This window comes from Cocleimonas flava, from assembly GCF_004339015.1.
GTDB classification, from domain to species: Bacteria; Pseudomonadota; Gammaproteobacteria; order Thiotrichales; family Thiotrichaceae; genus Cocleimonas; species Cocleimonas flava.
Genome location: NZ_SMFQ01000004.1, coordinates 252990 through 277844, shown reverse-complemented (window position 1 = coordinate 277844; position 24855 = coordinate 252990). Strand labels below are relative to the sequence as shown.

Here is a 24855-nt window from a genome sequence, read left to right as displayed (position 1 = left end):
TTGTACTTTAATTAATAAAGGCTGTGCTGTTTCTCACGAATGTCTTCAACACTGTATTTACCCCAAAGTTTTACGTAACACCAAACGGTGTAAATCAAAATAATGGGTACGAATAATAGGGTTGCAAATAACATGATTGATAAGGTTAATTCACTGGAAGCGGCATCCCAAATCGTTAAGCTATGACTTGGGTTAACGCTTGATGGAAGAATGAAAGGGAACAGTGAAAATGCACCCGTCAAGATTATTCCAAACATGCTCATAGTAGTCATGGCAAAAGCTATACCGGCTTTACGCGCGCGAGCCGATAAAAATGCTCCAAATGCTGCTACAAAACCAACAATTGGCGCGATCATAGTAAGTGGATATTCAGTGTAATTTGTTAGCCATGCACCTTCAAAGATTTCCACAGTTTTACCCAATGGGTTCGCAGGTGCTCCGGTATTGATTTCGCTTGTTAGAGCATAACCATCAATACTCGTCCACAACCACAAACCTTCAATTGCAAACAGTGCGATCACAGCAATCGCCGCAAATTGCGTGTAAGTGCGGGTGCGGTTATAGACTTCGTCGCCACAACGCATCATGAGATATGCACCGCCATGCATCACAAACATTGAGATAGCGAGTAAACCAGAAAGTACAGCAAACGGATGCAATAGGCCAAAAAAGTTTCCGTCATAGAATGAACGTAAATAATCGTCATAGTGAAAAGGCACACCTAAAAACAGGTTACCAAATGCAACGCCCAAAATTAATGGTGGAACGATTCCCGAAATGAATAAACCCCAATCCCAGGTACTGCGCCATTTTTTGTTTTCTAGTTTAGAACGATAATCAAATCCAACTGGTCTAAAGAACAGAGAAAATAGCATTAGCATTAATGCCAGATAAAACCCTGAAAAAGTGGTCGCATAAACAATCGGCCATGCCGCAAAAATCGCGCCAGCAGCCAGTATTAACCATACCTGATTGCCATCCCAATGCGGGGCAACCGCATTGATAGCAACACGGCGTTCTTCGTCTGTTTTGCCTACGAAGGGTAATAACATGCCGACGCCCATATCAAAGCCTTCTGTCATTGCAAAGCCTAGCCAGAGTATGCCAACGAGTAACCACCAGACCATTTTAAGCGTTGTGTAATCGATAAATTCCATCATAGTTCTCCTTATAACAACTCAGCTTCTGGGGTTGATGAATGTGGTGCGTGATACATTTTTCCACCTTCTTTTTCGTGGTAGTAACGACCAGTATGTAAGCTACTTGGACCTAAACGTGCAAACTTTTGCATAAGGTATACTTCGATCACCAATAGAATGGTGTAGAAAACCACGAAGCCAATTAAACTATAAAGAACATCGTTATAAGTAAGTGAAGATACCGCCATAGACGTTGGTAAAATCTCACCCACAGCCCATGGTTGACGGCCATACTCGGCAACGAACCAACCAGTCTCGATAGCTACCCAGGGCAGCGGTAAACAGAGGAATGACACCCATAGGAACCAGCGCTTAGTGAAAACAGTACGTCGTGCAGTAAAGATAAATGCCAGACCAAATACTAAAAGCATGGTAAAACCTGCTGCGACCATAATGCGGAAAGACCAGAAAATGGGTGCAACATGTGGGATGGTGTCTTTAGCTGCCGCTTTGATTTGCTCTTCAGTTGCATCCACAACATTCGGTGCAAACTGCTTTAAGTGCAGGGCATAACCAAGCTCACCTTTAGACTCGTTAAAGCTTTCTTTTTCAACTGCTGATGCTTCACCTTTACGCACTTTTTCGAACAGCGCATAAGTGTGTTTACTGTTACGGATACGGTCTTCATTTTCAGCAATAATATCCTTTAAGCCTTTCACTTCTTCATCCAGTGAGCGAGTGGCGATAATGCCTAAAGCATAAGGAATTTTCACCGCATTGTGTGTTTCCTGTGCGTCCTGATCAGGGAATCCGAATAAGGTAAACGCAGCGGGTGCGGGTTCTGTTTCCCACTCGGCTTCAATGGCCGCGAGTTTTGCTTTTTGTAACTCACCCGTTTCATAGCCACTTTCATCACCGAGTAAAATAACGGATAAAATGGAAGCTAAACCGAAGCCCGCAGCAATGGCAAAAGAACGTTTGGCAAAGCCAACATCACGTTTCTTTATCAAATACCAGGCACTGATACTTAAGACAAACATAGAACCAGCGACATAACCCGCTGAAACCGTATGAATAAACTTCACCTGTGCAACAGGGTTGAATAAAACCTCAGAAAAGCTAGTCATTTCCATGCGCATGGTTTCGATATTGAATTCTGCACCAACCGGATTTTGCATCCAGCCATTAGCGATTAAAATCCACAGGGCCGAAAAGTTAGTACCAAGAGCCATTAACCAGGTTACGGTTAAATGAGAGACTTTGCTTAAACGATCCCAGCCAAAGAAGAATATGCCGACAAAGGTTGATTCCAGAAAGAATGCCATCAAACCTTCAATCGCCAGCGGGGCACCGAAAATATCCCCCACATAATGCGAATAGTACGACCAGTTGGTGCCGAATTGGAACTCCATGGTCAAACCTGTGGCAACACCTAAGGCAAAGTTAATGCCGAATAATTTACCCCAGAACATCACCATGTCCTTGTAAATCTGTTTACCGGTCATCACATAGACTGATTCCATAATGGCCAGTATGAATGTCATTCCCAGGGTTAATGGTACAAATATAAAATGATATAAAGCGACTGTTGCGAACTGCAAACGCGATATATCGACGACTTCTTCTGGAATCATGATAAATATGCTCTCGTGTATAAAGTGTTAGTAAATTATTAAGTATTAGTAAATAAGAAAGCGCTAATTAAAGTCGGTATCATAAGGGGTGTCTTTGATAATTCACAAAGCGATCTATTTTTTTTCATAAAAAAACTAACATTTATCAAGAAAAATTAAAAATAGTGTGGGAGCCACTTTAAACCAGCAGAAAAAAAGTGTTATGAGAACTATTTTAAAGGAGGGAAGAGTAGGGGATGTTGGCGCGTATTTAGATAAAATAACGTAAGTAGCAATAGAGGTATTACTAACAAATAACGTATTAATTAAAGAAGGTATCTAGAAAAGAACGGACCTGAATGAGAGCATCATTAAATATCAGGCATGCGTTCCAGAAAAAACTGCCCGTAAGTAGGGGGGTGTAAATTTATACAATCAAAAGAGTTACTTCTCCTTAAATTCACCATAAAGAGTTAGTGAGTGTTCCATCAGCACGAAGCCGTGTTCTTCAGCAATTTCTCTTTGTCTTTGTTCGATAATCTCATCATGAAACTCAATGATCTTACCTGTTTTCATATCAACCATATGATCATGATGTTCACCAGTGTCTAACTCAAAAACACATTGATCACCTTCAAAATTGTGTTTGATCACCAGGCCAGCTTCAACAAATTGGGTCAGTACGCGGTAGACCGTTGCAATCCCCACTTTGATTCCCTGACTGAGTAACTCCTGATAAATTTCTTCTGCGCCGTAATGCTGTTTTTCTGAAGTTTCCAGAAGCTTCAATATTTCTACTCTGGGTCTTGTGACCCTGAAACCAGCCTCTTTAATATCATTTTTATTCACGATGTTATTACCTTCACCACAACAGAAAAACCGAGAGTTTATCTTATGAGGGTTGTCTGCGGAAGTTACCATAAAGAAAAAAAGAGTTGCAATAGTAATGATAATCGTTATCATTTGTATTTAGAGTTAACAACTAGTGAATAAAATGGTTTCAGAAGATATGAATCAGATAGATGTTAGTAAAATCATGAATGGCAATAAAAAAGCCATCCTCCGTCATGCTGATAAGCAGTATTTGTTATCAATTACCAGACGAGGAAAATTAATCCTGACTGCTGCTGAACAATCATTATTACCCAAGCAGTACAAAGTGTTCCTCAAAGAGACATAACTTTTCTTTGGTAAGTGTTAGTTATGTTTTTTATGTTCAAGCCAATACGTGTTCTACCCCGTCTCGTGCTAGCCAGATCTTTTTTACTCAATCAGTCTTAGGTGAGATTGATAATCGATAACGAGCTTTAGCTTTTTTCACTCTAAGCTTTTTATCGAAATCAATCTCAGTACAGATCTAAAAATAGTATAGATCTAAAAATAGTATAGATCTAAACATAATAGAGAGCGTAAATATGAATTTTTTAAGCATGAATGTGTATATCAATGCCTGGCTAGACTGCAGTCACCCTTTTATTTCGATTCACAATAAATTTGATGATGATGTGTTGTTGCATTTCAATGAGGATAAGGTAAATCAATTATTCGAAAGCGGTGATCTGTGTATCGATGATTTTCAAAACACGGATAGTGATCACCAGCTAACAGTCATTGCCGAATTGTTGGCCATCCAGTCAAATGAACGCATTAAAATCCAGTTGGCAGAGTTACAAGGTGGTTTGAAAAGACGTGCCCCCAAAGCTGTGACTAAATTTCCTAATCAAATAGCTATTCAAACAACTAAGACTTCTAAGCAAATAATCCCGATATCGACTCTTCAAGCAGCAGCGCCTTAGTGTTGTAGAGCGAGATTGAACGATGAATCAAAAATGCGATTGTTATAACAGTGAACTAGAAATGCTGTTGATGGCAGAGAGCCATTTACTTGCCTGGACAGAGCCGAATTTATTAAATCAATTAGTGGATCAGGGAATAGAGATAGATGAGCCTCTTGAAATATCAATCGAGGTAACAGAGGCTAACAAAATCTAACAAGATCTAACAAGATCTAACAAAGGTGTGAGAAGTGAATATAAATAACCAGAAACGTCAGAAGTACAGCGACCCATTGCTCAAAAAATTGACGGATGAACAGATGCTTTTATCGACAGAAGTGAGTGAGTTGAATAAAGAGCTCACTGTCATAAAGTACATTCTTCGCCAAAAACAGAAAAACCTGCGTGAGATCAATACAAAGTTGATTCAGAAATCCATGAGGGGGCCTTTTTTATCCGTTGTTTCTTCTTTGTCCTCAGAAGCACAATTTGAGAAAAGCGGACATTTTTTGGCTAAAGATATACTGGTCTGTTTTGATGGCGGTAAAAGTGATCCACATAAAATAAATCACCAGAGAGATTAATCAAGTCATTCATTGGCTTCGCTTCGCTTGGTTTAGTGTTAGATCGCAGCCAGATTGCATCTGCTTTTTTATGCTCTAGGACTGCTCTCTATAAGCCGATATCTATACTAATAAAATAGAGTGGTTAGAGAGTAGACCAGATCATAAAAAAAGGCTTCAAAGTAGGGGGGGGGGCAGTTAAGGTTTTAACTGTTACATCCTTATATTGCTTAGTATGATTTGGGTTAGTTATTAGACGAATGCGCCAAGCATTTTAGGCATGTTTCCAAACACAATTCCTGAATATTTCGTTTGGTAATGCAATCCATACAACGAAAATCACTGGCGCAAACCTGTTTTGTTTCCAGTAGTCGTTTCAGGGTGCTTCTTTTAATCTCAAGTTTTAAAGTAACATCTTGCTCTAAATCTACAACGTCTTGTTTTTGAAGTATTTCTATTTTTTGTGTTTTAGCTAATACAGTCATAATCGCCTCAGTATAAATTTAAGTAAAAACATTAGATTAGGCTTTTAATGATAATGATTATCGTTTATATTTACAAGAAGCAATATTCTGATTTTCACTTAAGACTTACAGGTTTGTTATGTGCCAAATACCCTCTAATAAAACATCGCTTACAACTGGTTCTACTGTTACATCTGCATCGCTTTCGACATTACCCATTCCTGACCTTAAAAAGAAAGCGACTAAACGCGGATCTCGTTTGAAGTTTTGGGAATTAAGTACACGTTTTCATTGTGCTGCTTTAGGTACCTGTTTAACGTTGAAAGAATTACGTCAAATTGGGAATAAAGCGAATATTAAGGACATCAATTCCTGGGACGATTACTGTATACACGTTTCATTCTTACAAGCATTAGATGCTAAATGTTATGTCAGTAATCTGGTAAATAAGTTATTAGATAAAAAATATAAGATCAATATCCTGTATTTTTCCAAAACAAAAACAGAAGATGAAAGAATAGCGCTATGGAATAATGCCGTGAATACCGGCGATATTGCAGGTGCTTTCTGGGCGATGCTTACGCATCCAGACACCACAGAAGAGACGCTTTATCAAGTGTATGGCAAGGTCCACATGTTGTCGCATCTATCAGGTGCTACCGCGCGAATCGATATACGTGAATTTCATATTCTAGAGAAACGTAATAACGCCTTACAAGATCAGATAGACATCAATGAAGCCGTTTACAATAAAAAACTGGATAAGAAAGAAAAAGAATTAACACAAATGAAAACTGAGTTATCACAACTTCAGCAAGAAAAAAGTATCTACGAACAAGCAAAAGAAGAGCTGAATAGTATTAAAAACACGCCTTTCATACACCGTTTCGAAGAAGAAATTAAACAATTGAAAGATGAGCTGGAAAATGCACAAGCAAATGTAGAGCGACTCAATAAAAGCAATCAGGAATTGGAAGCAATTGCCACGCAAGAACAAGAAAAAAACGGTGAGCTCAATCATCAGTTAAGTCACTTAGCTGATGAAAAAACCAGTATTGAAAGTACTCTGGCAAGTTTATTAAATCAAACCGATGGTGCAATCGATAGTTGTGAAGCATGCCCGAATACTAATTCTGATTTGTGTGGCCGTTGTGTTTTATATATCGGCGGAAGAAATAGTCAATACACGCACTTCCGTCAATTGGTAGAACAACAAAATGGTGCCTTCATTCACCACGACGGTGGACGAGAAGATGGTCACCAAAAATTAGCCAGCATCGTCTCCAGGGCAGATGTGGTGGTTTGCCCATTAGATTGTGTCAGCCATACCGCGATGAATGCCGTTAAACGCCATTGCCAAAATAATACTAAACAGCTGGTTTTCATTCCTCATGCAAGCTTGTCTGCTTTCTCGAAGGGGCTGACAGAGGTCATGGATTAGACGGTATAAAGTATTTGAAAACAGAAATGATAACCATTATCATTGTCTTTGATGCAAATGAGATTTATTACTGTTTGAGGGTATGATGAAGTCGTTAAAAAAAGCAGGTCTGATAAAGACTCAACCAAGAATGCTTATTCTGGATATATTTGAAGCACAGGAGAAAAAGCATCTAAGCACTAACGATATCTATATGGCGTTACAGCGTAACAAGACGCCGTTATCACTCGGCACTATTTACAGGGTTGTGAATCAGTTTGAAAAATCAGGCTTAATACAAAGTCATCACTTTTCTCCAGATAATGCGGTGTATGAATTATGTGCGGCAGACAATCATGATCACATGATTGATATAAGAACAGGCAAGATTGTTGAATTTCATGATGAAATCATTGAGAAACGGCAAAAAGAAATCGCAGAAGAATATGGATTGGATTTGGTTGATCACAAATTTATTCTTTATGGATATTTCAATTAAAATGACCTGAGTTTGCATTGTTTTAATCCTTCTTAAATCACTTGAAGCCATACTTAAAAAATTAGTCCTCAATAAAAAATGCCCCATAAGTAGGGGGGTGGCTTAAGGTTTTCATTTAATCATTATTTTTTCCTGTTTTTATCGACAGAGTGGTTTACGCTTTAGTGAACCAGAGAAACAGATTAATCACGAGATAACTAATGAAATCAGCAAATCAACAAACAGATCAACAAGCAGATCGTCTACGCCTGGGTATCCTCGGCACAGGTCATTTAGCCACGTACACCGTAACCGGTTTAAGACGGTCTGGGGATACACGTCAGGTAATAGTAAGCCCCAGAAATGCAGAACGCGCCAAATACCTAGCGGATAATCAGCAGTGCATCGTTGCAGAAGATAATCAAGGTGTGATTGATCAGTCCGATTTGATTCTATTAGCCGTTAGACCTTGGCAACTAACCGAGTTACTGGAAGGACTGGTTTTTCCTAAAGATAAAATAGTGGTCTCGGCGGTTGCGGGCTTAACTCTGGAGCAAGTTAGAAATAAAGCAGATTTACCTGACATGCTCGCGCTGATTTTACCGGTAGTCGCCGCAGAAAATGCACAAGGTTTTGTGCCGATTTATCCCGACATACCAGAAGTCAAAGCGTTGGCAGATTCACTGGGTAAAACCATCGCCTTCAAACAGGAGTCTCAATTTGAAGAAGCGTCTGCAATGGCTTGTTTGAATGGCTGGTTGTATCGATTCTTTGATGAGCAATATCACTGGTTGATTAAAAATGGTATTGAGGAAGAGGATGCGCGCAATATGGTATTACATAATACCCTAGGAGCTGCGCACTATGCTTTGGGTAGACCGCAACAAGGCTTATCTGAACTTGCGGGTGAAATCGCACGTCAAGGCACATATACCAAAGCGGGTTTAGATCAACTTGAAGCGGGCGGTGCTTTCAAGCAATGGAGTGATACTCTGGATATGATTAAAGCCAAACTAGATGCGAGTGATGAATAGGGAGCAATAAGAAAAAATAGGAAACAAATACATCGTTACATTTTTCAGTTATTAAAAAGACATATCGGTAAAGCGTTCATTTAAAGACACTTGTCATAATTCCTTAATCAATCAGTCATTAATTTGTCATGAATTTGACAAAGTCTCGTAACAAACGATGAGTACAGTCACCCTAATGGAAAGAGGGTGTTATATGTACGAAACGGTTTTAGATCTACCCATTAACTCAGGTGCTTATAAAATAGCAGTGGTCACAGAAACCTGGCTGCCCGATATCAATGGTGTTGCTTTGACCTTGGCCAATATGGTTCGGGGAATGAAGCAAAAAGGCTACGCAATTGATGTCTACTATTCTTCCACCAAACATAATGAGAATACAGATCTCATTGCTGATCATGAATTCCTTCTACCTGGTTTTAAGCTGCCGTTTTACAAAGAAGTAAAAGTAGGTCTGCCAGCAAAACACACCTTAAAAAAGATGTGGGGTGAAAACTTACCCGATGTCGTATTGGTTGTGACTGAAGGTCCCTTAGGGACTTCTGCCATTAAAGTGGCGCATAAATTTGGCATTCCTGTCGTGAGTGAATTTCACACTAATTTCGATCAGTATTGCCGTTATTATCACCTTGGCTTTCTGCTGGGTTTAACGCGTCGTTACCTGCGTCGCTTTCATAATAAAACCGATATTACGCTTGTTCCTACGCGGGTATTGCAAGACGAATTGCATTCTCAGGGCTATGACAATGTCGGGGTGTTATCACGGGGAGTAGACACCGAACTGTTCCATCCATCACGTCGTGATAATGCATTGCGCAAAAGCTGGGGTATCAATGAGGATGATTTAGCCGTTATTTTCGTCGGTAGACTGGCAGCTGAAAAAAATCTACCGCTCGCAGTAAAGGCTTTTCAGGCAATAAAAACCAGAGATCCAAAAGCCAGATTTATTCTGGTGGGGGATGGCCCTATGCGTCAAACACTCGAAATTGAAAACCCTGACTTTATTTTCTGTGGTGTCAAAAAGAAAGAAGCGCTCGCCAGACATTATGCGTCGGCAGATTTATTCATTTCACCCAGTATGAGCGAAACCTTTGGCAATACCTTGATAGAAGCGATGGCGAGTAATTTGCCTTCCGTGAGCTTTAATTATGCCGCCACACAGGAAAACATCACCCATGGGGTCAATGGTATTGCGGTTCCCTTTGGTGACAACGAGGGATTTATTCAGGCAGTTGTGGAAATCATCACGTCAAAATCCTATATGAAAAAATTAGGAATGCAGGCAAGAGAAAAGGCAGAAGAACTGAGCTGGAATAGTATTTACGACAAGTTCGACGTCATTTTAAGTGAATTAATCGAGGAGGAAATAGAGTGTGATCAACTTTTTAGAACGACTTAACCAGAGCGAAATACCTTTATGTATGCTTTTTAATAAATTCAATCATAAACGTTTATTCAACCGTTTTTTTGCCGTGATCAGCCGCTTGGGAAACGGCGTTTTCTGGTATGTATTGATCGCACTTTTACCCATTATCTATGGTGTTGAAGGGGCTAAAGTTTCACTGCACATGATGATTGTGGCGATTGTTTTACTGTTGATTTATCGCCGTCTAAAATCAGCTACACTTCGTGTTCGACCGTACCGTTTTGACGATAATATTCTGCAGAATGTTGCAGTGTTAGATCAGTTTAGTTTTCCTTCAGGTCACACCATGCATGCGGTTGGTTTCAGTACGGTTTTATTACAGTATTTCCCGGAATGGTATTGGTTGGTTGTCCCGTTTACGGTACTTGTTGGATTATCCCGATTGATTCTTGGGCTTCACTATCCCAGCGATGTATTAGCGGGAATCGCACTAGGTAGTAGTATTGCGATGGCGAGTTTTATGCTTCTTTGATTTGATGTTAGCTTCCTTGTGCCTAAAGATAAGGAAAGGTCTGCGCCTATTGCAAACTAGTCTCAACTTTAGTGTGATCAGAACACAATATAGGAAGCAAGCTTCAAGTGTGTTGGTATAAAAACAGAGGATGCATATAACAGGCGGGTTCTAAGACTAAAAATCATTACAAGCCGCGTTATATAGGCACCCCCCCACTTATAGCGAGTTTTTTTCTCAATGTTTTGTGTGTTAAACCAAAAGCCACACGTCTGGTTGAGGCTAGTACTGAATCTCCACATCATTCAATGGGTAGGAACAACAGGCCAGAATATAGCCATCATCGACTTCCTTATCGCTAATGCCACCGTTATGTACCATGTGCACATCACCCGATTTCTTTTTCACTTTACAGGTACCGCAGACACCAAACTGGCAGGCGCTCGGGATATTCAAACCCGCTTCTAGTGATGTTTCTAATAGGGTAATTTTCTGATTAGAAGGCAATGTTCTCTCAGAGTTTAAGAATGACACCGTAGTCTTTATAGACTCATCCAGAAAGACATCATCATGTGCCACTTTTTCTTCTTCCAGCACTGGCATATCGAAGCTTTCTTCGTGGTAATGACTCATGTCAAAATCAGCAGCAATTAAAATATCACGAACCGTTTGCATAAATATTGCAGGACCACAGCAATAGATTTCCCGTTCGAAAAAGTCAGGCGTGGTTAATTCAAGAATTAATTGGTTAATGCGTCCGGTATATCCTGTCCATGGAAGGAAGGGTTCACGGTCTTCCACAATCCATGCAATCTGGAAATTCAGAAACCGCGTCGATAGCCTTTCTACCTGTTCTTTGGCGATAATATTTGATGGACTACGTGCGCAGTGGATAAAACTAATGTCTAATTCACCCCCACGATCGAATAGGTATTTGGTCATCGATAACATCGGTGTGATTCCGCTACCGCCAGAAATAAAGCAGTATTTATCCGCATCGTGATTATACAAATGAAATTCGCCAGCGGGGCCAAAAGCGCGTAACTCCATGCCTAGTTTGAGGTTTTCAAACATCCATTTACTGCCAATGCTGTTTGGATTTAATTTAACCGTTATGGATAAAGACAGCGGCCTGGAAGGGCTGGATGAAATGGTATAGGTGCGGTAAATCTTTTCGCCGGGCATGGGCAATTCGAGTGTAATAAATTGTCCCGGGGCGAAACTAAACCAGTTATTGGTGTGCGTACGAAAAGTGAAGGTGATGACATCATGCGTTTCAGGCACGATATTGATCAGTTTTAACATCGAACTTTGTGCTTCCCACGGCTGGCTTTGATCTAAATACAGGTGGGGAATTTTGTTCTGATCAAAACTCGGCTTTTCGATATCTTCTTCATCTTCTTCGGACTTTTTCGAAAAGTTTTTCAGGTTGGCTTTTTGTAACAGGTCAATCGCTGAATTATCGTGGTGTGTCGTGGTATTCTCAAAAAGTGTTGAATCTTGTGGGCTAATCGGGGCTGTCGCTGGAGTATTAGCGGCATTCACTGCTTTTTCCAGATCGATGGCAGGCGTCAATTCACCTGGAATGGTGGGCGGCAAATCTTCGATATAGACGATTTTGTTATCTGCATTATGTACGGTGTTATCTGTTTTATCTAAGCTATGTGCATTGAGTACGGCAGATGCTTTTTGCTGGCTGATTTGCTGATACCAGTTGATAAACTGAATGACTCCATCTTCTTGTACAACAGAGTAAGGACCAGGCGTGTAATTAGGTGAGCGTATCCCTTTCTGGTTTTCTTCGACCAGTTCCAAATCTTGCTGGTTAGTCGCTTTCCATACGGCGATTAGAGTCTCTAGGTCATAATCCTTGCCTTCTACAGCGTCTTTATGAACCAGCCATCTTGTGGTTACTTTGGTTCTGTTGGTGCTTAAGGGGGTTACACAAAAGGTGATGCTATGGTCCGATAAAAAATGATTCCAGGTATTTGGATAATGAAAAAATAACAGCGTTCCAAGTTCTTTGTCTGTGGAATCCACCATTAATTTTTTAGACGCTACTTTGCCATCCATGGTGAATGATTCAGCTTCATGCTGTAAAGGCATTCGGGTAACGCGGTATTGTCCGTCATCACTCAGGTGGAATTTAGCAGGAATATTCAAGGTATCGCATTTATCCCAATGCTCTTGAACCATGCCCAGTGTTGGGTCGGATTCATCTGGTATTCCCGTGAAGGAAGGGTCGTCAGAATAAGTACGACAGAGTTCTGGATGACTGCCGGCACAGTGGTAACATTCGCGATTATTTTCTAAGACTAATTTCCAGTTACCTTCTTCGATAATACTGCTTTCGTGGACGATCTTTGCATCGTGTAGTCGATGCTTTTCAAGGTAGGGGGTAACCGTTTTTTTAAATGACTCAAATTCAGGCGCATCATCGCTAAGGCAAAGATAGATGATACCCTCAATGGTTTCGCAATTTACGCTATGTAGTTTATGGTCGTTAGGGTTGAAATCTTCGCCCATATCTTTGGCATATTTCAACTTGCCTGAAAGGTCATAAGTCCATTGATGGTATGGACAGACTAACTGGGGTTTATGCCCCTTATCTTCTTTGCAAAGGCGAGAACCGCGATGTCGGCAGGTGTTATGAAAGGCTTTGACGCTATTGTCTTCAGCGCGTAAAACGATAATATCGTAATCACCAATTTCATAGCGGAAGAAGTCTCCCACATCCGGAATCTGGCAATCGTGCCCGATAAAAATCCATTCGCTATAAAAGAGGTTTTCTAAATCAGCCTGAAAAATATTCTCATCATTATAAAACGCTTGAGGTAAGCTCCAATTGGGTTTGCAGCTTTCTAGATGCTTTAAAAGCTCATTCTGAGGATTATTGATTTTCATGTTATTAGCGCCTGTCTCATCGAAAAATACCATTCACAGAAACACATGTTTTCTAAGCACTAAATTTAACTATCTGCTTTAGAACGGGACTTAAAACGATAATCAAAATCAAGCTTAAAACCAGGTGTAAAACCAAACTTTAGAATGGGCGTTTCTTGGATATTAAACACACAATTTTTTTTTCGCAATCAGTGAATTTGTGCAGGGCAATATATGCTTTAAAGACGTCGCTTTTGATTAAAAACTTTGAAATTGGTTCATGTTTTCGAATACACCGTTCGTTTCCATCACGTATAGCAATGCCAATGCAGCCGCGATTGCAGTAATGACCGCAAGCCCAATCTTGATAAAGCTATAAGGACGTTCACCTTGAATGGTGCCGTTACGCCCGTTTATAACGTAGCGATAGGTTTTACCACGGTATTGAAACGCCGCTGACCAAACAGGTAACAATACGTGTTTGAAGGTGGTGTCTTGATGTTGCGTATTAACTGCAGAGATACGTTGATGGTCACCGCCAATATCGTAACGTATCGACTGCTTGATTTTACGCTCCATAATGTTTTCAGCCTGGAGGAAACCCTGATCCACAGTAACCTGATAGATTTCACTGCGAAAGCCGCTGATATATTCTTCAGAATAAGGCACCAGATTATCCAGATCCCACGGCTGTAGGTGATCGATAATGGTTCTGGGTAGGGTTTTTGACGCACCAATCAAGACATCATCAAAATGTAGATCAACCTGTCCGCCAACAGGCTTCCAGCGAATTCTTGGAACCGTTCTGACGCGTTGTACACGTTTTCCATTAACCACCGTGGAGTAAACCTGACGATCATAATAGGTGGTGCCGCGTTGTCCACGGTATTGATTGTAGGTTTGGCTATCGTAGGTCCAGTAAGGGAGATAAATCCCCACGAGTTTTTCTTCGCGCTTACTGTGACTTTTTAAAGAAGAGGGGGCAAACCAGTGACTGCCGATCCATTCATCAAAAATGGCAATGGCCTGTTTTTTCTCAAACTTAAAAGGCAGTAAGGACTTAGGCTCGATAAAGCGTGCGTAACGGGTATCAGTTATAACCGGAGTCGCACAATAGGGGCATTCGCCAGCGTGTTCATGCTGTTTAAAGCTAAATTCTGCACCACAAGAAGGGCATTGAATAACAGCGACGTCGTCCTGGTTTTTGGGATCACTATGTTGCAGGCGATCGAGTTCTTTTAAGGCCTGTTTAAAATCGAATTCTTTGATGGGCTCGACTTTGGTGTCGACAGGGTAATGATGACCGCAAGATCGGCAAACCAAATCCTGTGAGGAAGGAGAGTAGACCAGATCTGAACCACAGTTCTTACAGCTAAAATGCGCTTGCGAAATGACATGAGCGTCTTCTTTGGCCCGCGCGAAGTTTTTCTTTTCGTCTGTGGTGTTAAGGGGCGTAAATTTCAGCTCCTTGTCGAATAAACTACTCACTACTGTCGAGTCTCATGCCTGATTTTTGTAAATTTCATGAAAAGCTCATGAAATAAAAGGTTAGTGACACCCCCCCACTTATAAGCACTTTTTTTAGATTCAAACAAAATATAAAAAAAACAGGCTATAAGTGGGGGGGTGGCTATGTAGTTATGGTTTTGCCTAATCGTTTGGCTTAATGCTTATCTTATTACTTATATTATTAAGGAATAATCAGTTTACGAATTAGGAAGTTCTGGTGGTTCGGCTTTATCTTCTTCAAATAAACCTTCTAACGCAGGAATCGATTCGATCGATTTCCATTCTTCCATGCCATCTATCCACGCCAAAGTACCAGGAGAAATTTGCCTATTGGTCGCAAGCTGTTGCAATTCAGTAAGATCAAACGGTCCGGCTGCTTTTCTATCAATTGCTACGTGCCAGTTGGTATCAGGTAATGGCGGTGGAGCAGGGGCTGGATGCGCTTGTGTAGTATGTGTTGGCATTGGAACAGTTGGCTGGGCATTCATATCGTTTGCCATTTTATTCGCCATGGCAAAACCTAGTCCCATTTCAATGGCGCTACCAGCACCACCGCCCGTTGAACCATTTTGCATTGATTCTGCTGCACCAAACTGGATGTATTTATCCAGATTACCGATCATACCCATGCTGGTACGCTTATCGAGTGCTTCTTCAACCGCTGGCGGTAAGGAAATATTCTCAACCAGAACCTTAGTCAGTTCGAGCCCGTAGTCTTTGAATTCAGGCGCAATGCGTTGAGTGAGTAATTCACCTAACTGCCCCTGATTACCTGCAAGATCAAGCACTGGAATATCAGAGCTACCAAGGATGTCCGTGTAACGCGTCACGATTAAGTTGCGCAACTGACTGCTGATTTCGTCGACGGTAAAGTGACCATCAGTGCCGACGATTTCAGTGATGAATTTTGCGGGGTCATCAATACGGATATTGTAAGTTCCAAAGGTACGTAAACGCACCATATTGAATTCTTTATCGCGCATCATAATCGGGTTTTTAGTGCCCCATTTTAGGTCGACAAACTGACGCGTATTAAAGAAATAAACTTCAGCCTTGAAAGGGCTTTCAAAACCATGATACCAATGCTGAAGCGTAGACAGAATCGGTAAGTTTTTGGTTTCAAGTTCATACAAACCCGGGCCCAGTACGTCTGCTATCTGACCTTCACTGACAAATACCGCGATTTGAGATTCGCGTACCGTTAGTTTTGCGCCGAATTTGATTTCGTTGCCGTAACGTTGAAAACGATAAACCATCGTATCAACACTCGAGTCAGTCCATTCGATAACATCGACAAATTCGCCAAATAACTTATCCCAGATTCCCATGTTTATTCCCTTTGCTATGTATGTCTAGTTTTACAGTTTATCTCAATTTGATGAGCAATGACTGTGATTAACCTTTAGTAATTGCTTTTGCTGCTTCACCAGCAACTTCATTTACCGGGTTATCAGCGCGTGATTTTGCCGCGACCAATGCCGCGCGTAATTCACCTTCCATGTGTACGAGCTCTTTCGCAGCTTCTGCACGTTTAGCTTTGCCTTCTTCGGCAATTTTCAAACTGTCGTTGATGGTTTCGATAAGTTGTGTGTTAGCTTTGCGTACTGATTCAATATCGAACACACCGCGTTCCATTTGCTGACGGACTTCTGCATTTGCTGTGCGTAAGTTATCTGCATTGCTTTCCAGTAAATCGTTCGTCAGATCAGTGGCTTTTTTAACCGTTTCTGCCGTATCGCTCATGCGGAAAATCGTTACTGCCTGTGCTAACTGATTTTTCCAGAGTGGCACGGTGTTGATCAGTGTCGAGTTAACCTTATTGATTAAGGTCTTGTCGTTTTCCTGAACCAAACGTATGCTTGGCAGACTTTGCATTGCCACCTGACGGGTTAAACGCAAATCATGTAGTCTACGTTCAAGGTCATCACGCGCGCTGCGTAAATCTCTAACCGCTTGAGCAGCTAGCATATTTTCAGCATCTTCTTCGGCAGCTTTAGCTAACTCAGGGATTTGATTTTCATCGATCATACGAAGTTTTTCATCACCGGCTGCGATATAAAGCTCGAGCTTGTGGAAGTACTCTAAATTCGCATCGTATAGTTTATCCAGCGAGATGATGTCAGTCAGCAATTGCGTCTTTTGCTCTTCCATCTTGTCCGTGATGTTATTGATTTGTTTGCGGACATCTTCGTACTTGCTTAAAAATACAGATACAGGTTTTGCTTTGCCGAATAAACGCGCAAAGAATCCCAGTTTTTTATTCGGGTTCAGTTCGTCGATATCGAATCCACGAATTGTAGCAATCATGTCATTGAGTGGTGCACCGGTTTTGCCTAAATCTTTATTACGAACGCCTTCTAGCATGTTCTCAGAGATGGTGCTCATCTCTTCCTGTGCTTTACTACCGAAGAATAAAATGGTGCTTCTATCTTCTACATTAATCTCTGAAATTAACTGATCGATGTCTTTTTTCTCATCACTGTCAGCTTTACTGTAAGCAATGATCTCTTTTGAGATTTCTTTGTATTCTGCGATTTCAGTACCTGGCAGAATCGCTACGTCGGTCGATGTAGCTGTTTGTGTGGTAGTTTCAGACATGAAAAGGTTCCTTTATAAGCGTTGAATTAGTGAGTCAGTTAACGTTGGCAAAATTAGTTATAGAGTGGATAGGTGAGCATTTTTAACGCTCTTTATTTTTTATCCTTACGTTTTTGTATCTCTCTACGTTTTTATTTGTTCCTGTTTTTTTACGTGTACCTAATGGCTATGTAGCATTTCGCCCGTTTAGGTTTGACTAAATATGTTTTAACTGGGTTTTTAATACTTCTATTTTTACATCAAGATCGAGTTGATCATTTTCTAGCAGCTTTTTGTGCTGCTCTTCGAAGGTTGATTCAATCGAATCCAGTACTTCTTGAAAGTTCTTATCCAACTCGGCGGTTGAAGCATCTTTGCCATGCGTCTTTGCATAGCTTTCAGTGACTCTGGCAGTACCATCGAGATAGACTTTTAAAAATTTGCGTGCTCGGTATAAGTCTTTAGGGTCATCTTCGATAAGTTTTAGAATGCCACGTGCTTTTTCGATAATACGTCTAAGGTGCTGATCGAACTTGATGTTCTTAATGTCTTTACGTGCGTTTTCTATAACAGCAATTTTTGCTTCGGCGGCTTCCAGCGCCTCAAACACTTCATCAGGATCAACGCCTAAGGAAATATTACCCGTTTTATCCTGACGCGGGTCAACACCGTAGGCGAGGTAGAAACCAATCAGCGCTACAAAACCAATCAGAATACTGGCTAATAAAGTATAACCAGAAAGCATGAATGCGGTTAAGCCAGTGGTTATGCCTAAGAGTGAAGCAGCGAATGACTTAAACGGCATGCCGGGTGCTTTCGCTAATCGCTTTTGTTTGAAGCGGCTTTCAAGTTTGAAGCCATGGCGTGCGATCACTGCTGTAATCATAAATGCTGCAAATAATGCACCAGCGACAATGCTGGAAAAAACATTGCCTTTGAGTAGATGGATAATTGCACCAATCAAAACCGGTAAAGGCATCAAAAATAGCAAGGTGCCTTTAATACCTGTTTTTACCGTGTTTAAAATCTGGTTTTCAGGATCGTAGCGTGTGGCTTTGGTCATAATGTCTAATGTCTTTGGATGAAAGAGTGTTGAATAATGCTTAGCTCAGATGAAACAGAACTTGAAGAGACACCAGCCCAACAGTGGCTGACAGTAAAATAAAGCCGATAATTTTTTGAATAAGATAAGGCATCGATATCCAGTAGTAGAGTGTTTAATAAACGGGTTATTAATAGATTATATAGTGCCTGTACAAGCGTTTATCAAGAGCATGGCACTAAACAAAACAATTATTACGCTAAAATTTAGTTTACGTGATAGTTAGTTAATAAAACATGAACACAGTTCATTTAAAAATAAACAATAATGAAAATATACCCATTTATGAATCTATTTTCATTGCTTATCTCTTTTTATAATTCAAGTCGTTTTAATTATAGAGTTAAGGTGGCGTTATGGCACTTACATTCAAGCAATTAGTGGATGATGCATTAACCGCTCATATTGAAGAAATCTTCCCATGGGATGTAGAAGAGTTTAGGGCGAAAAACCCCGATACCTTGATGCTGGATATTCGGGAGGATGATGAATTTGATGGATGCTATATTGAAAACTCATTGCATGTGCCAAGAGGCATTCTGGAGCAAGCTTGTGACTGGGATTATGCTGAAACCGAACCTGACTTAGTCAAAGCCCGAAAGAAACCGATTATCGTTGTCTGTCGTTCTGGAAACCGCAGTATATTGGCTGCGTTGACCATGACATTAATGGGCTATGAGAATGTGGTTTCCTTAAAAACCGGCATCAAAGGGTGGAATGATGCGGACTTGCCTTTAATCAACAAAGCGAATGATGTGGTAGACCCTGACTGGGTTGATGAGTTTGTTAATCCGCCAATTAGAAAGGATCAGTTAGCGGTTAATAATGCTGATTAGAAATAAGAACTAGAAATAGGAACTAGAAATAAGTCCTAGTGACTAGTCACAAATCACAGTAGTTATGATGAAGTGAATGAAACTAGCATATACATCATCGAAAAAAAGTGCCCCAAAGTAGGGGGGTGACTAAGTCATTTAAACTGAATACAAATGAAACCTTGTGATGTAGATTGAGCCTCCAAAGAAGCTCAATCTACTGTTAGTTAAACGTAATGTATTACTTATTGAGTTACTTAAGGTCTAGAAGAATCCTAATGGATCTTCGCTATAACTCACTAACAAGTTTTTAGTTTGTTGATAATGATTCAACATCATGCCGTGGTTCTCACGCCCGATACCTGACTTCTTGTAACCGCCAAATGCCGCATGCGCTGGATAAAGGTGATAACAATTGGTCCAAACGCGTCCCGCTTGAATAGCTCGTCCCATGCGGTAAGATTTATTCATGTCGCGTGTCCATAAACCTGCACCCAGACCATATTCAGAATCATTCGCTAGCGCGATGGCTTCTGCTTCATCTTTAAAGGTCGTTACACTGATTACCGGACCAAAAATTTCTTCCTGGAAAACGCGCATATCGTTGGTGCCTTTTAAAACAGTAGGCTCAATATAAAAACCTTTGTTGAGGCTATCATCCGTTAACGCCACGCAACCACCTGTGAGTACTTCAGCACCTTCAGCTTTACCGATTTCAATATAATTCAGGATAATATCGAACTGTTCTTTAGAGACTTGTGCGCCAACCTGCGAGTCGGTATCCAGTGGATTACCTTGTTTGATGGTTTTCGATTTAGCGATGAGGCGTTCGATAAAGTCATCGGCGATGTTTTCCTGCACTAGAATACGCGATGGACAGGTACATACTTCACCCTGATTGAAGAAAGCCAGTGCAGCACCTTCTAGACATTTTTCCAGATAAGCGTCTTCATGATTCATGATGTCATCAAAGAAAATATTCGGAGATTTACCGCCCAGCTCTACAGTAGATGGGATTAAAGAATCCGCCGCACATTTCAAAATGTGTTGACCGACAGCCGTCGACCCCGTGAAAGCAATTTTTGAAATGCGTTCTGACGTTGCCAAGGCTTGTCCGGCCTCTTGACCAAAGCCTTGAACCACATTCAATACACCTGAAGGCAATAGATCACCAATGATTTCCATCAATAGGCTAATCGATAAAGGTGTTTGTTCTGCTGGTTTAAGCACGATGCAGTTACCTGCGGCTAATGCAGGTGGTATTTTCCAGGCAGCCATCAATAATGGAAAATTCCATGGGATGATCTGGCCAACAACACCTAATGGCTCGTGATAATGATAAGCAACGGTGGTTTCATCTAATTCACTGATACCGCCTTCCTGCGCACGGATACAACCTGCGAAGTAACGAAAATGATCGGCTGCTAATGGCACATCCGCTGCCATCGTTTCACGGATACCTTTACCGTTGTCATAGGTTTCTGCAATCGCTAGCAGTTCCAGATTTTCTTCAATACGGTCAGCTATTTTTAATAAAATATTAGAACGCTCGGTTACTGACGTTTTGCCCCATGCGTCTTTCGCTGAATGAGCCGCATCTAATGCTAGCTCGATATCCTCAGCAGATGAACGCGCAACTTCACAAAACACCTTGCCATTGACTGGTGAAACATTCTCAAAGTATTGACCTTTTTGCGGGGGTACCCATTCGCCACCAATATAGTTTTCGTAACGAGATTTGAATTGAATTTCTGATTCTGGGGTATTTGGATCTGGGTATATCATGGTTATCCTCATTGTTTTATTTAAAGTTATGACTAAGTGTTTATTATTGTTTTGTACTGCTTAGTTTTTTGGCAAATTTCGCTCGATGAGCGTTGTGTTAGATTTGCTGGTATGTAAATTAGGTGATTATTCGATGCCACACTTATATGAAAATCCTAAAAGGTTTAGTGTGAGTCCTGCTAGTGTTATTGTGTCATCGTATAAGCCCAGTTTTCAGGAAAACCAGCTATACTCTTTCTTATCCAGTGAGTTAAGAGGAGATCACGATGGAGATGAAGCAACTTAAACGGTTAAGGACCCCGCGAACCCTAATCGAAAATAGAATAAGCTTTGCCGGTCCGAGTTCTGAAGTGAGTATTTACGATACCTATGAATCCGCTAAACGCGTGCGTTTAGATGCGGGCGAATTATTATTCTGTGGAATGATGACCGGACGCAAAATCATGCATTCCCCCAATGAGCCAAAGGGTCAGGAATTTCTACCGCATGAATCCTTTATCATGGCGCCGGGTGAAGTAGTGGCTATCGACTTTCCTGATGCCAGAAGAGATCAGCCAACAACCTGTTTAACGGTTGAGATTTCAAAAGATAAGGTAAGCCGTGTGAGCCAGCGATTGAGTGATTCAATACCTATGCTGGAGTCGGCCAATGACTGGCAATTTGGATGTCCGGTTCTGCATACTCATCACTCATCAGAAACACAAAGACTGCTGAATAGACTGACTAAGCTTTTCACGGAGAATCACCCAGATCGGGATACCCTGATCGATCTCAATGTATCTGAATTAATCATTCGCATGCTACGCCATAAAACCCGTGATTTTCTGCTGACGTATTGCAGTAAAGATCCAGAGGCGAATAGTTTGATTGCAGCGCTGGACTGGATTAATAGCACCTTATCCAAGCCGCTCGATATCGATCAACTATGTCGACATGCAGGGATGAGTCGTAGTCGGCTCTATGTGGAATTTAAAGAAAAGCTTGGTTGTTCGCCGGTAGAACTTCAGCAGCAGCTACGTTTGAAGCGCGCCGCAGAAAGAATTAGGGATGGTGAGTCGATAACTGCGATTAGTTATGATCTTGGTTTTAATAATCCCAGCCATTTTTGTTATCGCTTTAAAAACTTCTTTGGCTGTACTGCAACGGAATACAAACTACGAGGTAACGAAGAAGATATAAAGTCTCTATCGTAGCTCCAAAGTAATTCCATAGTAATTAAAGATCTAAGGCACTTTTGTTAAAAAAGTGCCTCAAAGTAGGGGGGTGACTTATTCAGTTATTTCCTAGCTATTATGTGGTTAAGATGTAGTTATGATCTAGCTATCCAGTACCTACTGGGCGTTTTTCATCTCGAATCCATTCACTCCATGAGCCAACATAGAGTTTAGAGCCAGTGATTCCGGCTATTTCCAAGGCAAGCATATTGTGGCAAGCGGTGACACCAGAGCCACACATATTGACGAGCTGATCATTCTCATTCTGTAACAAATCATCGAATTGTGCTTTTAATTCTGCAGCAGGTAAAAAGCGACCATTGTCATCCAGATTTAATTGAAAGGCTCTATTTATAGCGCCGGGTACACGACCCGCTACCGTGTCTAATGGTTCCGATTCGCCTCTATAGCGCTCAGGTGTTCTGGCATCAATCAGGGTGAATGTTTTATCTTCAATATTCTGCAGAACCTGTGCGGTGCTGATAATAGCTTCAGGATCAAGTTCAAAGTTGAATTGATCGGCGTCTGATTTTGGAACGGCGGCAGGGATTTCAGTCGTTAGTTTTCGACCTTCTTTAATCCACTGCTGAATGCCACCATCGAGTACCGCAACATTATTAAAACCAAAAGCACGTAATTGCCACCAGAGCCTTCCTGAGTAAGCATTGCTAGCATCATCATAAGCGATAACCTGTGTGTTTTTGCCAATACCCCAGGCGTTTAACTTTTGTATGAGTGCATCGAAATCAGGAAGTGGATGACGGCCACTTTCCGGGGTGATTTCTGAGGACAGGTCTTTCTCTAGATGACAGTGAAACGCATTAGGAATGTGGTTTTCTTGATAGTTTTTTAAACCCAGACTGCGGTCAATTAATGACGTTCGACAGTCAAAAATGATCCAGTCAGGATTGTCTAAATTATCTTCAAGCGTTTGTGTAGAAACAATGTTCGTGTATTTCATTGATTTTCTCTTGAGTGGTTATTTCAGGTCATAAGGGGATGGCATCGGTTATACCAAAGTGCGAATGCCTTGCTGTGCTGCATTGCACGTTTTACCACGCCTAATTCGTGACAAGAATTGAGCACGCCAAAAACACTGCAATCAACGTAATTGGGTTTTTCTCCACCAAAAAATTCATTGCCTTTAAGACCCTCTGTTGTCCAGTGATCAATAGCGGCCAGAAACTCTTTTTCGGCGTCGACAATATTGTATTTGTCTTTCATTTTTCGTGCGACTTTAGGCATCGCAATTGCGCCAGCAAAACGAACCACTTTGCCTTTTAACCAGCCAAATTGACCCGGCTTTATAATGCGTTGAAAGTTTCGTAATGACGTTTTGAAATTAGGGTGTATCAAAGGCGGCAAGTAATGTACTAAAGTCTGGTCGATCCAGTCTGTCCATTCTTTGGTTTTATCATCTACGGTAAACTTGGCGTATTTGTTATTGATATGTTCGATGATGGTAGCGGATTCGACAATAACCTCGTCACCGTCTTTTAGTACCGGCACTTTTTTATGGTCGGTAAAATCCAGTTCTTTCATGCCAAACGGAGAGACTTCTACAATCTCGTAAGGTTCTTTGATAAAAGCAAGTAAGGCACGGACTTTGCTGCAAAAAGGGCAAGATTGAAACTGGTAAAGCGTGATCATAAATAAAGTAAACCCAGTGGAAATAAATGAACCTTTCCCAGTTGCATACTCCTTAGTGCTGTATCTTAAGTACTTTTTAATCAGTATTTTAGTGAAGCAGGAGTTTTTAAATTGGGATAGTTGTTATTTTAGATAGTAACCTGTTTATTCAGCAATTTGTAATTTTCGTCGGTACTTTTTTCAATCATGTTTAGTTAATTTTTAAACACTTTTAATATCAAGCTATAACAGCAATATTCTCACTTAAAGAGAGCCCTTAAATAGCTTCACTCATCATTTTATTCAGCAGGAAATAATTAATATGATCAAATTATTAACAATAGCACCATTAATGGTTTTGTTAGCATTTATGATGACGGCATGTGGCGGCGGCAGTACTAGCTCTGTTGTTAATGCAATTATTGATGCAAACGACGACGTTGTTGATACATTGCCACGTTGGACGATTGGCGACATGAAGTTTGCGGCCAGTAGTTCGAAGAAAAACAGCCTTGCTAATTATGATGTGTTAACCACAACGAGTCTTGGTTTGAATGAAGATGGTGAGATTGTGACTTCGATCGTAGCTCTGTCTTATAAAGACAATGGACCTGGTGTTTACACACTGGTTTCTTCATTGGATCAGTTGCTAACGCGTCAGACAGAAAACCCATTGGGTAACTTCATCCTGATTACTGCATCGATAATTAATATAGCCAATGACTCGACGACGTATAACTCCGATGACAGTGGTTTTGCCAATGTTACTCTAGAGGGTGGTGATTTAGTCTTTAATATTCCTTCACCAGTAGGTCTAATCCGAGGCAGTGGAGATGCATTCCCACAGTTACCTTTTAACATCTTATTCACTTTGATTGATATTTTTGAAGATTTACCGACGCCTTTATTACCTAAGCCAGCAGAGTAATAAACGGTAAAAGTCATAAAAGTATAATAAGACAAAATAAAAACGGCCCACTA

Annotated in this window: 25 protein-coding genes; 13 read left to right on the top strand and 12 right to left on the bottom strand. The window is 40.9% G+C overall.

Annotated elements, in window-relative coordinates; genetic code table 11:
- Positions 1–11: 11 nt before the first annotated feature.
- The 3 genes from cydB to fur form a co-directional block, all read right to left on the bottom strand.
- A complete protein-coding gene (gene cydB, locus EV695_RS13000) occupies positions 12–1157 on the bottom strand; it encodes a cytochrome d ubiquinol oxidase subunit II (protein WP_131907058.1) in 1146 nt (381 codons plus the stop codon).
- Between the two features lie 11 nt (positions 1158–1168).
- Complete coding sequence (locus EV695_RS12995; protein ID WP_131906417.1) at positions 1169–2773, bottom strand: cytochrome ubiquinol oxidase subunit I; 1605 nt, start codon at positions 2771–2773, stop codon at positions 1169–1171.
- 423 nt (positions 2774–3196) lie between these two features.
- A complete protein-coding gene (fur, locus tag EV695_RS12990; protein WP_131906416.1) occupies positions 3197–3601 on the bottom strand; it encodes a ferric iron uptake transcriptional regulator in 405 nt (134 codons plus the stop codon).
- A gap of 145 nt (positions 3602–3746) precedes the next feature.
- Here fur and hemP point away from each other — a divergent pair, with 145 nt between their 5' ends.
- The 4 genes from hemP (at position 3747) to EV695_RS12975 (ending at position 5111) form a co-directional block, all read left to right on the top strand.
- Complete coding sequence (hemP, locus tag EV695_RS12985) at positions 3747–3932, top strand: hemin uptake protein HemP (protein WP_131906415.1); 186 nt, start codon at positions 3747–3749, stop codon at positions 3930–3932.
- A gap of 235 nt (positions 3933–4167) precedes the next feature.
- Positions 4168–4548: a hypothetical protein gene (locus EV695_RS12980; protein ID WP_131906414.1), complete on the top strand. Its 381-nt coding sequence runs from the start codon at positions 4168–4170 to the stop codon at positions 4546–4548.
- Positions 4549–4570: 22 nt separating this feature from the next.
- A complete protein-coding gene (locus EV695_RS20195; RefSeq protein WP_165874707.1) occupies positions 4571–4744 on the top strand; it encodes a hypothetical protein in 174 nt (57 codons plus the stop codon).
- A 34-nt stretch (positions 4745–4778) separates the two neighbouring features.
- A complete protein-coding gene (locus tag EV695_RS12975) occupies positions 4779–5111 on the top strand; it encodes a hypothetical protein (protein WP_131906413.1) in 333 nt (110 codons plus the stop codon).
- Positions 5112–5335: 224 nt separating this feature from the next.
- Here EV695_RS12975 and EV695_RS12970 read toward each other — a convergent pair whose 3' ends face one another.
- On the bottom strand, positions 5336–5575 hold the full coding sequence (locus EV695_RS12970) for a hypothetical protein (RefSeq protein WP_131906412.1): 240 nt from the start codon (positions 5573–5575) through the stop codon (positions 5336–5338).
- Positions 5576–5693: 118 nt separating this feature from the next.
- Here EV695_RS12970 and EV695_RS12965 point away from each other — a divergent pair, with 118 nt between their 5' ends.
- The 5 genes from EV695_RS12965 (at position 5694) to EV695_RS12945 (ending at position 10381) form a co-directional block, all read left to right on the top strand.
- On the top strand, positions 5694–6995 hold the full coding sequence (locus EV695_RS12965) for a DUF2325 domain-containing protein (RefSeq protein ID WP_131906411.1): 1302 nt from the start codon (positions 5694–5696) through the stop codon (positions 6993–6995).
- An 85-nt stretch (positions 6996–7080) separates the two neighbouring features.
- Positions 7081–7473 carry a Fur family transcriptional regulator gene (locus EV695_RS12960; RefSeq protein ID WP_243651604.1) on the top strand — a complete coding sequence of 131 codons (393 nt, stop codon included), beginning with the start codon at positions 7081–7083 and terminating at the stop codon, positions 7471–7473.
- A gap of 200 nt (positions 7474–7673) precedes the next feature.
- A complete protein-coding gene (locus EV695_RS12955; RefSeq protein ID WP_131906409.1) occupies positions 7674–8486 on the top strand; it encodes an NAD(P)-binding domain-containing protein in 813 nt (270 codons plus the stop codon).
- A 157-nt stretch (positions 8487–8643) separates the two neighbouring features.
- On the top strand, positions 8644–9882 hold the full coding sequence (locus tag EV695_RS12950; RefSeq protein WP_131906408.1) for a glycosyltransferase family 4 protein: 1239 nt from the start codon (positions 8644–8646) through the stop codon (positions 9880–9882).
- On the top strand, positions 9857–10381 hold the full coding sequence (locus EV695_RS12945; protein ID WP_243651603.1) for a phosphatase PAP2 family protein: 525 nt from the start codon (positions 9857–9859) through the stop codon (positions 10379–10381). The genes EV695_RS12950 and EV695_RS12945 overlap by 26 nt, the downstream gene beginning before the upstream one ends.
- Before the next feature lie 261 nt (positions 10382–10642).
- Here EV695_RS12945 and EV695_RS20275 read toward each other — a convergent pair whose 3' ends face one another.
- The 5 genes from EV695_RS20275 to EV695_RS12920 all read right to left on the bottom strand — a co-directional run bounded on the left by EV695_RS20275 (position 10643) and on the right by EV695_RS12920 (position 18392).
- The gene (locus tag EV695_RS20275; protein ID WP_131906407.1) at positions 10643–13264 is read right to left on the bottom strand and encodes an SRPBCC family protein; all 2622 of its coding nucleotides are present in this window, start codon (positions 13262–13264) and stop codon (positions 10643–10645) included.
- A 237-nt stretch (positions 13265–13501) separates the two neighbouring features.
- The gene (locus tag EV695_RS12935) at positions 13502–14731 is read right to left on the bottom strand and encodes a TFIIB-type zinc ribbon-containing protein (protein ID WP_243651602.1); all 1230 of its coding nucleotides are present in this window, start codon (positions 14729–14731) and stop codon (positions 13502–13504) included.
- A 218-nt stretch (positions 14732–14949) separates the two neighbouring features.
- Entirely contained in the window at positions 14950–16080 is a 1131-nt protein-coding gene (locus tag EV695_RS12930; RefSeq protein ID WP_131906406.1) for an SPFH domain-containing protein, read from the bottom strand.
- Positions 16081–16147: 67 nt separating this feature from the next.
- Positions 16148–17350: a toxic anion resistance protein gene (locus tag EV695_RS12925; RefSeq protein WP_131906405.1), complete on the bottom strand. Its 1203-nt coding sequence runs from the start codon at positions 17348–17350 to the stop codon at positions 16148–16150.
- A 196-nt stretch (positions 17351–17546) separates the two neighbouring features.
- On the bottom strand, positions 17547–18392 hold the full coding sequence (locus EV695_RS12920; RefSeq protein ID WP_131906404.1) for a 5-bromo-4-chloroindolyl phosphate hydrolysis family protein: 846 nt from the start codon (positions 18390–18392) through the stop codon (positions 17547–17549).
- A 395-nt stretch (positions 18393–18787) separates the two neighbouring features.
- Between EV695_RS12920 and EV695_RS12915 the strand changes: the two genes are divergently transcribed.
- Positions 18788–19267, top strand: a complete 480-nt coding sequence (locus EV695_RS12915; RefSeq protein WP_131906403.1) for a rhodanese-like domain-containing protein — start codon at positions 18788–18790, stop codon at positions 19265–19267.
- A 243-nt stretch (positions 19268–19510) separates the two neighbouring features.
- Here the strand turns inward: EV695_RS12915 and exaC are convergent, their stop codons facing one another.
- Positions 19511–21031 carry an acetaldehyde dehydrogenase ExaC gene (gene exaC / locus EV695_RS12910; RefSeq protein WP_131906402.1) on the bottom strand — a complete coding sequence of 507 codons (1521 nt, stop codon included), beginning with the start codon at positions 21029–21031 and terminating at the stop codon, positions 19511–19513.
- A 133-nt stretch (positions 21032–21164) separates the two neighbouring features.
- Between exaC and EV695_RS20180 the strand changes: the two genes are divergently transcribed.
- Together EV695_RS20180 and EV695_RS12905 are read left to right on the top strand one after the other, a co-directional pair.
- A complete protein-coding gene (locus EV695_RS20180; RefSeq protein WP_207907082.1) occupies positions 21165–21317 on the top strand; it encodes a hypothetical protein in 153 nt (50 codons plus the stop codon).
- Entirely contained in the window at positions 21304–22224 is a 921-nt protein-coding gene (locus tag EV695_RS12905; RefSeq protein WP_243651600.1) for a helix-turn-helix domain-containing protein, read from the top strand. Before EV695_RS20180 ends, EV695_RS12905 begins: the two co-directional genes overlap by 14 nt.
- Before the next feature lie 127 nt (positions 22225–22351).
- Here the strand turns inward: EV695_RS12905 and EV695_RS12900 are convergent, their stop codons facing one another.
- Positions 22352–23206, bottom strand: coding sequence for a sulfurtransferase (locus EV695_RS12900; RefSeq protein WP_131906400.1), 855 nt, complete (start codon positions 23204–23206; stop codon positions 22352–22354).
- Positions 23207–23229: 23 nt separating this feature from the next.
- On the bottom strand, positions 23230–23895 hold the full coding sequence (locus EV695_RS12895; protein WP_131906399.1) for a glutathione S-transferase N-terminal domain-containing protein: 666 nt from the start codon (positions 23893–23895) through the stop codon (positions 23230–23232).
- Positions 23896–24196: 301 nt separating this feature from the next.
- Here EV695_RS12895 and EV695_RS12890 point away from each other — a divergent pair, with 301 nt between their 5' ends.
- Positions 24197–24802 (top strand): hypothetical protein, encoded by a 606-nt coding sequence (locus tag EV695_RS12890; protein ID WP_131906398.1) that lies wholly within the window; start codon positions 24197–24199, stop codon positions 24800–24802.
- Positions 24803–24855 lie beyond the last annotated feature (53 nt).

What these genes read in the sequence shown, in the direction of transcription:
- cydB (WP_131907058.1), bottom strand. Translation starts at nt 1,157, where the DNA reads ATGGAATTTATCGATTACACAACGCTTAAAATGGTCTGGTGGTTACTC.
- EV695_RS12995 (WP_131906417.1), bottom strand. Translation starts at nt 2,773, where the DNA reads ATGATTCCAGAAGAAGTCGTCGATATATCGCGTTTGCAGTTCGCAACA.
- hemP (WP_131906415.1), top strand. Translation starts at nt 3,747, where the DNA reads ATGGTTTCAGAAGATATGAATCAGATAGATGTTAGTAAAATCATGAAT.
- EV695_RS12980 (WP_131906414.1), top strand. Translation starts at nt 4,168, where the DNA reads ATGAATTTTTTAAGCATGAATGTGTATATCAATGCCTGGCTAGACTGC.
- EV695_RS20195 (WP_165874707.1), top strand. Translation starts at nt 4,571, where the DNA reads ATGAATCAAAAATGCGATTGTTATAACAGTGAACTAGAAATGCTGTTG.
- EV695_RS12970 (WP_131906412.1), bottom strand. Translation starts at nt 5,575, where the DNA reads ATGACTGTATTAGCTAAAACACAAAAAATAGAAATACTTCAAAAACAA.
- EV695_RS12965 (WP_131906411.1), top strand. Translation starts at nt 5,694, where the DNA reads ATGTGCCAAATACCCTCTAATAAAACATCGCTTACAACTGGTTCTACT.
- EV695_RS12960 (WP_243651604.1), top strand. Translation starts at nt 7,081, where the DNA reads ATGAAGTCGTTAAAAAAAGCAGGTCTGATAAAGACTCAACCAAGAATG.
- EV695_RS12955 (WP_131906409.1), top strand. Translation starts at nt 7,674, where the DNA reads ATGAAATCAGCAAATCAACAAACAGATCAACAAGCAGATCGTCTACGC.
- EV695_RS12950 (WP_131906408.1), top strand. Translation starts at nt 8,644, where the DNA reads ATGAGTACAGTCACCCTAATGGAAAGAGGGTGTTATATGTACGAAACG.
- EV695_RS20275 (WP_131906407.1), bottom strand. Translation starts at nt 13,264, where the DNA reads ATGAAAATCAATAATCCTCAGAATGAGCTTTTAAAGCATCTAGAAAGC.
- EV695_RS12930 (WP_131906406.1), bottom strand. Translation starts at nt 16,080, where the DNA reads ATGGGAATCTGGGATAAGTTATTTGGCGAATTTGTCGATGTTATCGAA.
- EV695_RS12925 (WP_131906405.1), bottom strand. Translation starts at nt 17,350, where the DNA reads ATGTCTGAAACTACCACACAAACAGCTACATCGACCGACGTAGCGATT.
- EV695_RS12920 (WP_131906404.1), bottom strand. Translation starts at nt 18,392, where the DNA reads ATGACCAAAGCCACACGCTACGATCCTGAAAACCAGATTTTAAACACG.
- EV695_RS12915 (WP_131906403.1), top strand. Translation starts at nt 18,788, where the DNA reads ATGGCACTTACATTCAAGCAATTAGTGGATGATGCATTAACCGCTCAT.
- exaC (WP_131906402.1), bottom strand. Translation starts at nt 21,031, where the DNA reads ATGATATACCCAGATCCAAATACCCCAGAATCAGAAATTCAATTCAAA.
- EV695_RS20180 (WP_207907082.1), top strand. Translation starts at nt 21,165, where the DNA reads ATGCCACACTTATATGAAAATCCTAAAAGGTTTAGTGTGAGTCCTGCT.
- EV695_RS12905 (WP_243651600.1), top strand. Translation starts at nt 21,304, where the DNA reads ATGAAGCAACTTAAACGGTTAAGGACCCCGCGAACCCTAATCGAAAAT.
- EV695_RS12900 (WP_131906400.1), bottom strand. Translation starts at nt 23,206, where the DNA reads ATGAAATACACGAACATTGTTTCTACACAAACGCTTGAAGATAATTTA.
- EV695_RS12895 (WP_131906399.1), bottom strand. Translation starts at nt 23,895, where the DNA reads ATGATCACGCTTTACCAGTTTCAATCTTGCCCTTTTTGCAGCAAAGTC.
- EV695_RS12890 (WP_131906398.1), top strand. Translation starts at nt 24,197, where the DNA reads ATGATCAAATTATTAACAATAGCACCATTAATGGTTTTGTTAGCATTT.